The sequence below is a fragment of the Paraburkholderia phytofirmans PsJN genome, from assembly GCF_000020125.1.
In the GTDB taxonomy this organism is placed as follows: domain Bacteria; phylum Pseudomonadota; class Gammaproteobacteria; order Burkholderiales; family Burkholderiaceae; genus Paraburkholderia; species Paraburkholderia phytofirmans.
In genome coordinates, this window is record NC_010681.1 from 1681725 (window position 1) to 1695667 (window position 13943).

General features: G+C 63.7%; 14 protein-coding genes. 8 read left to right on the forward strand and 6 right to left on the reverse strand.

Annotated features, from left to right (window positions below):
* The first annotated feature begins 162 nt into the window (after positions 1-162).
* From BPHYT_RS07395 to BPHYT_RS07420, 6 genes are all read left to right on the forward strand, one after another.
* Complete coding sequence (locus tag BPHYT_RS07395; RefSeq protein ID WP_238535635.1) at positions 163-1068, forward strand: endo alpha-1,4 polygalactosaminidase; 906 nt, start codon at positions 163-165, stop codon at positions 1066-1068.
* A 56-nt stretch (positions 1069-1124) separates the two neighbouring features.
* Complete coding sequence (locus BPHYT_RS07400; protein ID WP_012432527.1) at positions 1125-2042, forward strand: endo alpha-1,4 polygalactosaminidase; 918 nt, start codon at positions 1125-1127, stop codon at positions 2040-2042.
* A 34-nt stretch (positions 2043-2076) separates the two neighbouring features.
* Positions 2077-3099 carry a UDP-glucose 4-epimerase GalE gene (gene galE / locus BPHYT_RS07405; RefSeq protein ID WP_012432528.1) on the forward strand — a complete coding sequence of 341 codons (1023 nt, stop codon included), beginning with the start codon at positions 2077-2079 and terminating at the stop codon, positions 3097-3099.
* Positions 3100-3162: 63 nt separating this feature from the next.
* A complete protein-coding gene (gene glmS, locus BPHYT_RS07410; protein ID WP_012432529.1) occupies positions 3163-4980 on the forward strand; it encodes a glutamine--fructose-6-phosphate transaminase (isomerizing) in 1818 nt (605 codons plus the stop codon).
* Positions 4981-5371: 391 nt separating this feature from the next.
* Positions 5372-5695: a hypothetical protein gene (locus tag BPHYT_RS07415; protein ID WP_041758363.1), complete on the forward strand. Its 324-nt coding sequence runs from the start codon at positions 5372-5374 to the stop codon at positions 5693-5695.
* Positions 5695-5913: a hypothetical protein gene (locus BPHYT_RS07420; RefSeq protein WP_012432531.1), complete on the forward strand. Its 219-nt coding sequence runs from the start codon at positions 5695-5697 to the stop codon at positions 5911-5913. Before BPHYT_RS07415 ends, BPHYT_RS07420 begins: the two co-directional genes overlap by 1 nt.
* Positions 5914-6207: 294 nt before the next feature.
* On the opposite strand, the gene BPHYT_RS07425 is transcribed toward BPHYT_RS07420, so the two are convergent.
* Entirely contained in the window at positions 6208-6999 is a 792-nt protein-coding gene (locus BPHYT_RS07425) for an alpha/beta fold hydrolase (RefSeq protein ID WP_012432532.1), read from the reverse strand.
* A gap of 149 nt (positions 7000-7148) precedes the next feature.
* On the opposite strand from BPHYT_RS07425, the gene BPHYT_RS07430 reads away from it, so the two are divergent.
* Positions 7149-8624: an HD domain-containing phosphohydrolase gene (locus tag BPHYT_RS07430; protein WP_041758837.1), complete on the forward strand. Its 1476-nt coding sequence runs from the start codon at positions 7149-7151 to the stop codon at positions 8622-8624.
* Between the two features lie 105 nt (positions 8625-8729).
* Here the strand turns inward: BPHYT_RS07430 and BPHYT_RS07435 are convergent, their stop codons facing one another.
* Positions 8730-9347 (reverse strand): LysE/ArgO family amino acid transporter, encoded by a 618-nt coding sequence (locus BPHYT_RS07435; RefSeq protein ID WP_012432534.1) that lies wholly within the window; start codon positions 9345-9347, stop codon positions 8730-8732.
* A gap of 97 nt (positions 9348-9444) precedes the next feature.
* Between BPHYT_RS07435 and BPHYT_RS07440 the strand changes: the two genes are divergently transcribed.
* Entirely contained in the window at positions 9445-10338 is an 894-nt protein-coding gene (locus BPHYT_RS07440) for a LysR family transcriptional regulator ArgP (RefSeq protein ID WP_012432535.1), read from the forward strand.
* 137 nt (positions 10339-10475) lie between these two features.
* Here the strand turns inward: BPHYT_RS07440 and BPHYT_RS07445 are convergent, their stop codons facing one another.
* From BPHYT_RS07445 to BPHYT_RS07460, 4 genes are all read right to left on the reverse strand, one after another.
* Positions 10476-11102, reverse strand: coding sequence for a carbonic anhydrase (locus BPHYT_RS07445; RefSeq protein WP_012432536.1), 627 nt, complete (start codon positions 11100-11102; stop codon positions 10476-10478).
* 282 nt (positions 11103-11384) lie between these two features.
* Positions 11385-12800 carry a heavy metal sensor histidine kinase gene (locus BPHYT_RS07450; protein WP_012432537.1) on the reverse strand — a complete coding sequence of 472 codons (1416 nt, stop codon included), beginning with the start codon at positions 12798-12800 and terminating at the stop codon, positions 11385-11387.
* Positions 12797-13480 carry a heavy metal response regulator transcription factor IrlR gene (irlR, locus tag BPHYT_RS07455; RefSeq protein ID WP_012432538.1) on the reverse strand — a complete coding sequence of 228 codons (684 nt, stop codon included), beginning with the start codon at positions 13478-13480 and terminating at the stop codon, positions 12797-12799. Before irlR ends, BPHYT_RS07450 begins: the two co-directional genes overlap by 4 nt.
* Positions 13481-13503: 23 nt before the next feature.
* The gene (locus BPHYT_RS07460; protein ID WP_041758841.1) at positions 13504-13857 is read right to left on the reverse strand and encodes a hypothetical protein; all 354 of its coding nucleotides are present in this window, start codon (positions 13855-13857) and stop codon (positions 13504-13506) included.
* Between the last annotated feature and the right edge of the window lie 86 nt (positions 13858-13943).

Below are 13943 nucleotides of genomic sequence, written 5' to 3' on the forward strand. Positions count from 1 at the left end.
ATTGTCGCGGCGTGCAGTCTGCTGGCCGGCTGCGGAGGTGGTGGCAGCGGCACGGGCGGTTCGAATGGATCGACGGCGGCTGTGGCGACTCCGGCGAGTACAAGCGCCGGTAACTCTAGTAAGTCAACTGGTTCGACGAACTCAACCGGTTCGGGCAATTCGTTGAACAACACCAATTCCGGCTCGACTACCACGCCTACGATCTCGACGGCCCGCGCCTTGCCGGCGTCGCCGGTGTGGACGGCTTATTACGGCCGGGGCAGTGCGCTCGACCTCACTCAGACGGCGGCCACGTTCAACGTCATCGTGATCGACGCGGATCCGGGCAACGGCACGCCTGCCTTCTCGAGCGCGCAGATCGCCGCGTTGAAGGCGAACGGCGCGAAAGTGCTCAGCTACCTGAATTTCGGCGCCTGCGAAAAATGGCGAACTTACTGGAACACGGTGCCGTCCGGCTTCGTGTCGTGCGGCGCGAATACTGCGGCGCAAATCAGCAGATATTCGGGCTTTCAGGAATACTGGATGAATCCCGCCAACGCCGACTATCAGAACCTGATTGTCAACTACATCGCGCCGCGTCTCGCGGCAACCGGTGTCGACGGCTTCATGCTGGATAACTTCGAAATCGTCGGACACGGCGCCAATGCGTCGAGTGCGCCGTGCAATGCAAGCTGCGCCCAGGGCGGTCTCGATCTCGTCAAGCAATTGCGCGACCGCTTTCCGGATCTGGCGATGGTGCCGAACGCCGCGCCGGTATCGGCCATTGGCGCAACGACGGGCGGTGTATCGTTTCCGTGGCTGATCGACGGCGTGATCGCGGAACAGGTCTTCTTGCCGTCTACGAGCACGTCGCTCGTGCAGCAACTGAAGTCGTGGCAAAGCACGGAGCAGAATCTCGGCCGCGGCGCTTTCCTCGTCGGCTCGCTCGACTACACGTCGTCATGCACGGCGAGTTCGGCCGCGCAAACCGCATGGACGGCGGCGCAACAGGCGGGCTTCAGTCCGTCGATCTCGACGGTATCGCTCGATAGTATTTGCTGGTGGCCGTTCCTGCCCACGGGTATCTAGAAACGACGGCGTCAAACGGGCGGCGTTGCCCGAACAACATGAGAGAGGAGCCGGATTTGTCCGAGCACGATCACGATCAGGACCGACGCTTGAGCTTGCGCGCGCTGCTGCGTCGTGTCGGCCGGTTCGCGCGTATGGCCGCGCTCGGCGCGCTGGCTTCGGTCGCGCACGCGCAGGGCGCGGAGAGCGCGACGGCGGGACCGTCGGTGGCGTTGTACTACGGCATGAATCCGCCTGTCGATGAATTGGCCGGATTCGATGTCGTGGTGGTCGATCCCGATGCGCACTTCGATCCACGCGCTCACCGGCAGACCCATCCGGCGTGGTTCGCGTATGTGAGCGTGGGCGAGGTGAACCCGCATCGCGCGTATTACAGCGCGATGCCGCGCGAGTGGCTGCCGGGCGTCAACGAGGCGTGGGCCTCGCATGTGATCGATCAGACGGCCGCTGAATGGCCGGCGTTTTTCGTCGACAAGGTGATCGCGCCGTTATGGAAAAAAGGCTATCGCGGCTTCTTTCTCGACACGCTCGATTCCTACCACCTGATCGCCAAAACCGACGCCGCGCGCGCCGCGCAGGAAGCGGGACTGGTGCGGGTCATCCGTGCGATCAAGAGGCGTTATCCGAACGCCAGGCTGATCTTTAACCGCGGTTTCGAGGTCTTGCCGCAGGTCCATGATCTTGCCTACATGGTGGCGTTCGAATCGCTGTACCGCGGTTGGGATGCCGGCAAGCAGCGTTACACGGAAGTGCCGCAAGCCGATCGCGACTGGCTGCTGATGCAGGCAGCGACGATCCGCGATCAATACAGGTTGCCGGTGCTGTCCATCGACTATTGCCCGCCCGCCGACGACACATGCGCGGCCGCCACCGCAGCGCGGATCACTGAAGCCGGCTTCGTGCCTTACGTCACCGACGGTGGACTCGCGACCGTCGGCGTGGGCGCGGCTGGAACCGGCAATGCACGGCCGTGACGAGCGGATTGAATCAATACCAAAGGAATTTCGCATGGACTTGAAAGGCACGATTCTGGTCACCGGCGGTGCGGGCTTTATCGGCTCGCATACCTGTGTCGAATTGCTGAACGGTGGCTACGACGTGGTCGTGGTCGATAACCTCGTCAACAGCAACCGCGAGTCGCTCAAACGCGTCGAGCAGATCACGGGCAAGCGCGTCGCGTTCCATGAAACGGATTCGCGCGATGAATCCGCGCTGCAGCGCATTTTCGACGCGCATCCAGTGAGCGGCGCGATTCACTTCGCGGCGCTCAAGGCGGTGGGCGAATCGGTCTCGAAGCCGATCGAGTACTACGACAACAATCTCGGCAGTCTGCTCACGCTGCTTTCGGTGATGCGCGCGCGCGATGTGAAGCAGTTCGTGTTCAGTTCGTCGGCCACGGTGTACGGCGTGCCGAAGACTTCGCCGATCGACGAATCGTTTCCGCTCTCCGCCACCAATCCGTACGGGCAGACCAAGCTGATCGCCGAACAGATTCTGCGCGATCTGGAAGTGTCGGATCCGTCGTGGCGTATCGCCACGCTGCGTTATTTCAATCCGGTCGGCGCGCACGAAAGCGGTCTGATCGGCGAAGACCCGGGCGGCGTGCCGAACAACCTCATGCCGTATGTCGCGCAAGTCGCGGTCGGCAAGCTGGAGAAACTGCGCGTGTTCGGCGGCGACTACGACACGCCGGACGGCACCGGCGTGCGCGACTACATCCACGTGGTCGATCTGGCGCGCGGACACCTGGCCGCGCTCGACGCGCTGGTCGCGCGCGATGCCAGCTTCGTGGTGAATCTCGGCACCGGGCAGGGCTATAGCGTGCTGGACGTGGTGCGCTCGTTCGAAAAGGCTTCGGGCAAGCCGGTGCCTTATGAAATCGTGGCGCGCCGTCCGGGCGACGTCGCGTCCTGTTTCGCCGATCCGGCCGCGGCGGAAAAGCTGCTTGGCTGGCGTGCGCAGTACGGCATCGAGCGCATGTGCGCGGACCATTGGCGCTGGCAGTCGACCAATCCGGCCGGCTACGCATAAGGCTCGATTCGATTCGGGGCGGCTCGCCCCATCCGATACAACATCACGTGGGAAAGCAAATTTATGTGTGGCATTGTCGGCGCGGTAGCGCAACGTAACATCGTCCCGGTTCTGATCGAAGGACTGCGGCGTCTCGAGTATCGCGGCTACGACTCGTGCGGCGTCGCCGTGCTCGCCGCCGCCGGTCCGCGCCGCGCGCGCAGCACGGCGCGCGTCGCCGATCTCGACGCGCAGACGCGCGAGACGCATCTGGAAGGCGGCACGGGCGTCGCGCACACGCGTTGGGCGACGCATGGCGCGCCGGTCACGGACAACGCGCATCCGATCTTTTCGAAGGACGAGTTGGCGCTGGTGCATAACGGCATCATCGAAAACTACGAGCCGTTGCGCGAGATGCTGCGCGCGAAGGGCTATGTGTTCGTTTCGCAAACCGACACGGAAGTGGTCGCGCACCTGGTGCACAGCCTGTATCGCGGCGATCTGTTCGAGGCGGTTCGCGAGGCGGTGAAGCAACTGGACGGCGCATACGCGATCGCGGTCGAACATAAGGCTCATCCGCATCTCGTGGTGGGCGCGCGGCAGGGTTCGCCGCTCGTCGTCGGGATCGGCGAAGGCGAGAATTTCCTCGCGTCCGATGCGCTCGCTTTGGCCGGTGAGACCGAACGCTTCATCTTTCTGGAAGAGGGCGACGTGTGCGAGTTGACGCTCGAGCGCGTGCGCGTGGTGAGCCGCGACGGCATCGACGTAGAGCGCGAAGTGCGCACGGTCGCCGCGTATGGCGGCGGCGTGGAGCTCGGTCCGTACCGGCATTTCATGCAGAAGGAAATCTTCGAGCAACCGCGCGCGATCGCCGATACGGTGCCGCAAGGCGAATCGCTCGATGCGTCGTTGTTCGGTGAAGAGGCTGCGGCCGTGTTTGCCGATATCGACAGTCTGTTGATTCTCGCGTGCGGCACCAGCTATTACTCGGGACTGACGGCCAAGTACTGGCTCGAATCGATTGCGAAGATTCCGACGCAGGTCGAAATCGCCAGCGAGTACCGTTATCGCGATTCGGTGCCGAATCCGAAAGCGCTGGTGGTCGTGATTTCCCAATCGGGCGAAACGGCCGACACGCTCGCTGCGTTGAAGCATGCGCAGTCGCTCGGACACAAGCACACGCTGTCGGTCTGCAACGTGGCGACGAGCGCGATGGTGCGCTTGACGTCACTCTCGTTTCACACGCACGCGGGACGCGAGATTGGCGTGGCGTCGACCAAGGCGTTCACCACGCAGCTGGTCGGACTGTTCGTGCTTGCCGCGACGCTCGGCAAAATTCGCGGCACGGTGAGCCCAGAACAGGAGGCCGACTATGTGCGCCAGTTGCGCCATCTGCCGGCCGCGTTGAACGCGGTGCTGGCGCTGGAGCCGCAGATCATCGCGTGGTCGGAGAAGTTTTCGGGCAAGGAAAGCGCGCTGTTTCTCGGACGCGGCTCGCACTATCCGATCGCACTCGAAGGCGCGCTCAAGCTCAAGGAGATTTCCTATATTCATGCGGAGGCGTATCCCGCCGGTGAATTGAAGCATGGCCCGCTGGCGCTCGTCACCGACGCGATGCCTGTCGTCACAATCGCGCCGAACGACGCGTTGCTCGAGAAGCTGAAGTCGAATCTTCAGGAAGTGAAGGCGCGTGGCGGCGAGCTGTATGTGTTTGCCGATACGGATACGCGGATCGGGAGTGAGCCAGGCATTCATGTGATCAGAATGCCTGAGCACTATGGGCCGTTGTCGCCGCTTCTGCATGTGGTGCCGTTGCAGTTGCTGGCTTATCACACGGCGTGCGCGCGCGGGACCGATGTGGATAAGCCGAGAAATCTGGCGAAGTCCGTGACGGTGGAGTAAGGGGGTAGCGGCGGTTTCGCCGCACTTGATGTTGATGGTTGCGGATTCAGGTTCTTGACCGTGCAGCGAAGATCCGCAACCAACCATGTGGGTGTTTTCTAGTTCGACTGCTGCTCCCGACAATCCGCGTCGGCCTTCCTTCCTGCCCGCCGAAGCTCATTCAAAGTTTCGGTCATCGCTCGCAAACCGCGCGGCGGCTATGTTCTCATCCTCGTTACGCATTGGCGTCATGCCCGAAGCGCAAGCTGCTCGGCGACGATCATTGGATTGCGCAAAGACCTGTATGGATGTACAGTATCCTGCATGGAATCTTGCGGCGCTGCTGTAGCTGCGGCGGTGCGAGCGACGGAGCATAGGAGAGAACATGTTTCGATTGTTGGGCTTGGGCATCATGCTGTTCGCATCGGCTTCGACGGCAATGGCCGGCGAGCACTATGTCGAGGTCTGGAACCCGCCGGAAGCGCGACTCGGCAAGCCGCATTGCGCGGTCGTTGCCCGTCGGCCGGCCGGAAGCCGGCACATCGTTCCCCATGCCGTGAAAGCTCGCGCGCGGCCTGCACCGGCACCGGTTGCAAGGCTCGTCGCGAAATCGGATAGGCGGGAAAGCGTGCCTGCACACGCACCGGACATGTCCGAAATTCCGCGGCAGATCACGCCTGAGGGCAATGTGTTGCGGGTGGATTTTCGCGGCGTCACGCCCGGGGTGACACGCTGATGGAGTCCCAGACTTATCACGGCTACACGGTCTGGGGTCACGCCATCTTGCAGCAGGAGGACATCTTGCAGCCCGAGCGGTACGGCGCTAGCGGGACCATCACGCTTGCCGGCAAGCTGGTCGAAGCGTCGGGCATTCTCGCCTGCTTCGATACTGAGGACGAAGCGCAACGAGCGGGTCTCGAGTGGGCGCGTGCCTGGATCGACAGTCACGGGTGAGCGGCGCAAAACGGCTGCGTGGACGCCTGACTCATTGCGCGCGGCTCGCGATGTCAGGCTGACCGGCAAAAAAAAGCCGGCGATGCCGGCTTGAAAGGTTCTGGTTTTCCGAGGCTTCCAGAACCTGAGAGACGATGAGCGCTGCGTCTAACGTTCACGGAGAAGAGACCCCCCACTGCACGACGCACGCTCAGGCCAACATCCTACGGCTGCCGGCTTAACAGATCCTTAAGCATGAGTGCAGCAACTGTCTGCACGTTGATTTGCCTGGAACAGTCCGGCAGCCGCCAACCCTCACTTCGCCGCGCGTGCCGCCGTGATGATTGCTGCCGCGACTTCGGTCGGCTGCGACATCATCGCAACGTGGCTCGTATTGACCTTGACCACCGTCGCGCCGATCTGTTGCGCCATTGCGGCCTGCAAGGGCGGCGGGATCATGCGGTCCTTCTGCGCCATCACATACCACGACGGCTTGCTGTGCCACGCGGCGGTGGCGACCTTGTCGTCCGCGCAGCCGGCAAACCACGGGCCTTGCGTCGCGGCTACGACACGAGCTTCGGCCGGCGGCAGGTCTTGCGCGAAGTCCTTCATGATCGCATCGGTCGAGAGTGTCAGATAGCCGGCCGAGTCCTTCTGCAATGCCGCCATCCAGGCAGGCGCGGGCTTGCCTTTGAAGAGGTCGTTGATCGACTGGCCGTTATCCGGTGCAAACGCCGCGACGTAGACGAGGGCCTTGACCTTGTCGTTGTTGCCTGCCTGAGAGATCACGGCGCCACCCCACGAGTGGCCGACCAGAACGACGGGCCCGTTCTGTTGTTCGATGACGCGTTGCGTTGCCGCGGCATCGTCGTCGAGCGACTTGAGCGAGTTTTGCACCGCGACCACGTGCAGGCCTTTTGCTTCCAGCAGCGGAATCACCTTGTTCCAGCCCGAACCGTCGGCGAATGCGCCGTGCACCAGCACGACGTTCTTTCCCTTGAGACCGTCGTTCGGCGCGGCGGCGCTCGCCTGGGTGAAGGCGGCCTGCGACACCACGCCGCCCACCATCAACGTCGCAGCCAGACACTTTTTCAACAGGGTATTCATAATGTTCATCCTCTTCGTCAACTTGGTTGGGTAAGAAACAGTTCGAGGATTGGAGAATGCGCTGTCTGGCCGGTTTGCTGTATCGGTCGAATGACCGAGCCTATCCGGTTGCGCTGGACAAGCGGGTGCTGACAACAAGGTCGAAAGCTATGCATGACGTTTCTGCAATCCGGGTACTGGACGCCGTCAAGGCTCTGGCGTTCATTGGCGACCTCAGCATGGGGCAGCCCACCGATCATTCGCCGCGCACAGGCCGGCTGGCGGCGCGGCTCGCGACAGAGGCCGGCCTTGACGACGCTCAGTGCGACGTCGTCAAAGAGGTGTCCCTTCTGCGGTGGTCGGGCTGCACGGCCAACGCAACCAGTTTTTCCGACTGGTTCGGCGACGATGTCGGCGGCCGCGCGGCCATGCTCGCCATGCAACCGGACTGGACCGGGACCGGCAAATCGCCGGCGCAAGTGGGCGCGGCGATCACCTCGCTCGCCCAGATACACTGCGAGGTCTCGGGCGAGGTGGCGCATATGCTGGGCCTCACCCAGGCGACGCAGGAAGCGCTTAGACGCGTTTTCGACAGTTGGGACGGCGCCGGTTTGCCGGACCACCGGCTGGGCCGCGATGTGCCCGCCGCGGTGTTCATCGTCGGCGTGGCCGGGGATCTCGAGATTCTGAGCCGGGTCTACGGTCTGGAGCGCGCGCAGATGCTGATCGCCCAGAAGGCCGGCCGGCAGTATCCGCGGGAACTCGCGCAACTCGCCTCGGCGCGTGCTGCTGCGTGGCTCGATGAACTCGACGATCCAGCCGCGCAGCGCCATGCCGAGCCCGCCTGCACGGCTGCGATGCAGCTTGCCAGCGCGCCAGAGATCGTCGCCGACGTGATCGACCTGAAGCTGCCGTGGATGACCGGCTATTCGCGTCAGGTAGCCGAGACGGCCGGCACCTGCTGCGCGCATCTGGGCATGGACGATGAGGCGCGGCGGCGCACCTACACGGCGGGGCTGCTTCATGGCATGGGACGCATGGCGGTCCCGAATGCCATCTGGAACACACCCGGCGAGCTTTCTCCGGCCGCATGGGAAAAGGTGCGGCTCGTGCCTTACTGGACCGCGCGTGCAGGCAAGCAGATCGAGGGCCTCGCTCGCGAGTCGGAGATCGCTTCGTTCGCGTATGAACGTCTCGACGGTTCAGGCTATTTCCGCGGCAGCGGCGGCGATGCAATAGGACGTGAAGCGCGTGTACTCGCGGTTGCCGCCGCGTGGGTGGCGTTGCGTTCGGCGCGTCCCTGGCGGCCGGCATTTTCACCGGAACAGGCCGCGGCTCTGCTCGACGAGCAGGCACGGGCGGGGCGTTTCGATGCAGAAGCGGTCGAAGCAATCGTCTCTTCTGAACTCGGCGACTTGCCGGCGTCCGGCGAGCGTGGGCGGACGCCGAAAGCAGGCTTGCTGTCGCCGCGAGAGGCTGAGGTGCTAAAACACATCAGCCTGGGCGCGAGCAACAAAGAGGTCGCCCGCATTCTCGAACTGAGCCCGAGTACCGTGCGCACGCATGTGGAAAGCGTGTTTCGCAAGCTCGAATGTTCTACCCGTGCGGCGGCCACGTTGAAGGCGTCCGCGCTCGGCTGCATCTAGGTACGGCGCTGCGTACGCGGGCGCCATGGTGCGGGCGCCCGTGTTTTCTGAAAATCGCGGCTTGCTGTTGCCAACCGCGTCCAATTACAACCGCGCTGGCGGCGCTCACCGCAACTGCGTCACCGCGAGCAGCAGCACCATGCTGCCGATCGCGCCATCCAGCACGCGCCACGCCGTGGCCCGCTTGAAGAGCGGCGCGAGGGCGCGCGCACCGTAACCCAGACCGATAAACCAGATCCCGCTGACCGCCATCGCGCCCAGCGCGAAGGCGACCCGCGCGCCTTCGGGTTCGCGCGCGCCGGCCGTGCCGATCAGCAGGAATGTGTCGAGGTACACGTGCGGATTGAGCCACGTGAAGGCGAGTGTCATCAGAATGATCGGCACGGCGCGCTGCTCGGGCGCCGCGCTGACGTTCTCGCCATCCATAACCGCATGCTCCGGCCGCACCGCGCGGCGCAACGCATTGATCCCGAACCACGCCAGATAGGCGAGTCCGACGTACAGCATCGCGTGGACGAACACGGGATAGCGCTCGACCAGCACCGCTGCGCCGCCGACGCCCGCCCCGATCAGAATGAAGTCCGACAACGCGCACAGCGCAACGATCTTGCCGACATGCGAGCGCGTGATGCCCTGACGCAGCACGAAGGCGTTTTGCGCGCCGATCGTTACGATCAGGGATGCGCACAAGGCGGCGCCGTCGGAAAAAGATAGCCAATTCATAATCGATCCAGTAGACGGGAGCAGCGAACGAGGCTAGTCTGCGGGTTTGCCGATCATAAGAGAAGCTAATTCACTTAACGCCGATTAAGGAACGCTAATGCTCGACTATGCGTTGCTCGATGCACTGGCCGCCGTGGTGCGCCATGGCTCGTTCGACCGTGCCGCCGGCGAACTGAATGTGACGCCGTCCGCCGTGTCGCAACGGGTCAAACTGCTGGAAGAGCGCGTGGGCAGCGTGCTGGTCAAGCGCGGCCAGCCGTGCGTCGCGACCACCTCGGGCGCGCTGCTGTGCCGCCACACCGAACGCGTGCAATTGCTCGAAGCAGAGCTGACCGGCTGCCTGCCGGCGCTGCCCGGCACGCTGGTCGAACCGTGGCCGGCGCTGCGCATCGCGGTCAACGACGACAGCGTGGGCACCTGGTTCATCGACGCGGTCGCGCAGTTTTGCGTCGAGCGGGAGATGCTGCTCGATCTGGTGATCGACGATCAGGACCACACCGCGCAGCGAATTCGCGACGGCAGCGTGCAAGGCGCGGTCACCACCCAGGCCGAGCCGGTTCAGGGTTGCCGCTCCACGCGTCTCGGGCGCATGCGTTATCTGGCGGTCTGTTCACCAGAGTTTCTCGCGCGTCACTTTGCCGGCGGTGTGACGCGTGAAAGTTTGCGGCGCACGCCGTGCGTCGACTTCAATCCTAAGGACCAGTTGCAAAAGCGTTTCATGCGCCGCATCACGCGCGCGGACCTCGATCCGCCGTTGCACTGGATTCCGCACGTCGCCGGCTTTTTGCGTGCCTGCGTCACGGGGCTCGGCTGGGGCATGTGTCCGGAGCGCATGATCGCGTCGCATCTGGCCAGCGGCGAGCTGGTGGAGATCGCGCCCGGCAAGCATATCGACGTCGATCTCTACTGGCAGAGCTGGCGTTTGTCGATCGGCTGGCTCGACGACTTCGGCGCGGTGCTGCGCAAGCGGGCGACGGAGTTTCTGGACTGACCGATAGTCCGCAACGCGTCGTCAGCTTGCCGGCCGGTGCGGGTACTCCCATTCGCACAACACCGCGACGAGCGGCACTGTCGATCAGGGCGAGTTGGTCTCCTCGCAGCGATGCCGACAGGTTCGCGCAGAGGCAATCAACCGGCTGCGGCCTCGGCGGTCGTGTCGTAGTCCGCCGTGCACGGCGCGCCGGTCAATGTCTTCAAACGCCCTTCATGCATGGAGAAAATCCAGCCGTGAATCTGCACCGGGCGCTGTGCGCGCTGAATCAACGGCATGGCTTGCAGCGCCTGCACCTGAGCCAGCACATTGAGCTCGGCGAGTCGATCCGCGCGCGCCTCGAAGCTCGGCAACTCGCGCAGTTCGGCACTGTGCAGCGCACTTAGCCGGCGAATTCCTCCAATGCGGCGATTGACGTTCGGCAACTCGGGCGCGGGCGGCCGCAACGCCGCCTGTACGCCGCCGCAGCAGTGATGCCCGCAGACGATCACATGTTCCACCTGCAGTACCGTGACCGCGTATTCGAGCACGCTCGACAGGCTCTCGTCGTTATCGGCGACGAGATTCGCGATATTGCGATGCACGAAGACCTCGCCGGGCATCGCACGCGTAATGGCTTCCGGCACACGGCTGTCGGAGCAGCCGATCCACAGCACGTTCGGTTGCTGATTGCTGGCGAGGCGCCGGAAATAGGCGGGATCGCGGGTGTTGATTTCGTCGGACCAGGCGAGGTTTTCGACGAGCATGCGTTTCGGGTATGTCATGAACGGTCTTCCGTTGATGCGATGATCGCGTTGGTAAGTGCCGCGGTGTATGTTGCCGAACGGGCGTCAGGGGTTCTCGCTGTCGCTTGCCATGGCCGCATTGGCGAGTGTCTCGGGAGTCGGGGCGGCGAGTGCGGTTGCGTCGTGATTCATCGAGTCCTCTGCAGGTTGATCTGGATGACTGAACAATATCGATCAGGCAGGGACATTGTGCGGGGCAGCGGATGAGGCCGTGGTGATCACCGCATGATAGTTTTGTCATCGTGCGGGCGCGTGCTTCGCCTAGCTGATCGGCGGATGCTTCGGAAAGCGCAGGCTGAAGGTGGTGCGCACGTGCGGCACGCTTTCCACGCTGCATTCGCCGTGATGTTCTTCCATGATCGACTTGACGATGGCAAGTCCGAGGCCCGTACCGCTCGCCGAGTTATGCCGCGATGGATCGACCCGGTAGAAGCGGTCGAAGATCCGCTCCAGATGCGGTCTCGCGATGCCGGCACCCGTGTCCGACACCGATACGTGCGCGTGGCGCCGGTGTTCCGCGCACCGCACGTCGACGACGCTGCCGCGCGGCGCGTGGGTCAACGCGTTCGAGATCAGGTTGCTGAGTGCCCGCTGCACCATCAGCACATCGCCGTCGAAGCGCGCGCTGCCCGAAACGACGATCTCCACGCCGGCATCGGCGGCCATGATTTCGTAGTAGCCGGCAATGCGCAGCGCCTCAATGCGCGCGTCGACACACTGCAGCGTCAGCCGGTGGCGAATGCTGTCCGCGCGCGCGAGAAACAGCATGCTGTCGATCAGACGCGCGAGACGCTGGCATTCATCCACGCTCGATTCGATCACGCTGCGATATTCATCGGCGGAACGCGGTTGCGAGAGCGCCACCTGCGCTTCCGCCAGCAGATTGGTGAGCGGAGTGCGCATGTCGTGCGCGAGGTCGGACGAAAATTGCGTGAGACGCGTGAACGAGTCGTGCAGGCGCGCGAGCATCCGGTTGAAGGCACGGCTCAGTTCCTTCAGTTCGCCGGGCATGTCGTGCTCGGGCAACGGTTCCGCAAGATGGCGGCTGGAGATCTGCTCGGCGCGCGCCGTCAAACGGGCCAGCGGCCGCAATCCGAAACGGCCGATCGACCATGCGAGCAGCGCATTCACCAGCGTCCCCGTTACGATGACGACCAGAACATTGAGCGCATACGCGCGCAGCAGCGCGCGCTCGCCGCTCGCGTCGTATTGGACGACCACGCGCACCTGGCTGCCGGCGAGATCGCCGAGCGGCGCCATCGCCACCAGAAAGCGCAACGGCAGTGTGTCGAGCGACACGCGCACCGGCGCGAGGGCGGTGGGAACGGCCATCGTCTCGGCATTCGGCCGGTAGCCGTTGGTGCGAACGAGCGGTGCGCCGTGCGCGTCGAACAGCGCAATGTCGAGGTTCTGATGACCGTATAGCTGGTTGTACCACGTCTCACGATCCGCGCTGATCGCCTGAATACTGGGCATGGTGTGCAGGCGCAGTTGCAGCGCGGCGAGGGTCGTGCTCATCTCGCGGGCGGACGCCGCTTCGATGCGCGTTTTCAGGCCGTGGTACAGCAGTACTCCGTTGAATATGAGTAGCAGCGAGGTCGAAAGCGCGAACAGGATCGACAGCCTCGCGCGCAAAGTGCGCGGCACGAGCAGCGCCGCGAGCAGACGTCGAATCATGGCTGCGATGGGCCGCGCTCTTCCAATACATAGCCCATGCCGCGCACGGTATGGATCAGCTTGGGTTCGTAGTTGTCGTCGACCTTCGCGCGCAAGCGGCGGATCGCGGCGTCGACGACATTCGTGTCGCTGTCGAAGTTCATGTCCCACACTTGAGAAGCAATCGTCGAACGCGGCAGGATTTCGCCCTGGCGGCGCATCAGCAGCCATAGCAAGGCGAATTCCTTGGCGGTGAGCAGGATCATGTCGCCGTGCCGCGTGGCCTTGCGGCGCGTCAGGTCGAGCACCAGATTCGCTACTTGAAGCGAGGCGGCGTCGCGGGTCTGGCCGCGTCGCAGAATCGAGCGCACACGGGCCAGCAGTTCGGCGAAGTCGAACGGCTTGACGAGATAGTCGTCGCCGCCCATGTTGAGGCCGCGCACCTTGTCGTCCACTTCGTCGCGCGCGGTGAGCAGCAGGACCGACGTCGAGTGGGTGCGGCGCAGGTTTTTCAGCACCGTCCAGCCATCCTGGCCGGGCAGCATGACGTCGAGCACGATCAGATCGTAGTCCTCCGTCAAGGCGCGATGCTGGCCGGTCAGGCCGTCTTCCACCCAGTCGACGATAAAGCCCGCTTCGGTCAGGCCTTTGCGAAGATATGTGCCGGTTTTGATCTCGTCCTCGACGATCAGGATGCGCATGATTTTTCTCTCACTGCTGTGGGTCAGCGGCCGATGCGTGCGGGCGCGCATGACGCCGACGCATGGGATGCATCGAGGTCGTGATGGGCTGCGGACGGCGAACCGGAGGGCTGCGACATGGTGCGAGTCATCGCGGAAAACACTTCGAGCGAAAGCAGGCCTCGCTCGAAGAACGGCTCGTGCTGGACGCGCGGCTTCCCATATGCGGAGGAACAGGATGGGTCGCCGCCGTTGAACAGCCCGTCAGGTTGATTCCACCAGAATGCCAACGAACTGAGTGCGATGACGAGCAGCGCGGCCCCGAGTGAAACGGGATGATGAATACGGAGCTGCGCCCAGCGCACTGGGACGTTTGCGCCGAAATGCGTGATGCGCATCGTCAGGCTTCGCATTCGTTGAAAGTGAAGCATACGGTTCAATGTGAGGATGGGACGCGACCATCGTACAGATACCATAGTTGTCC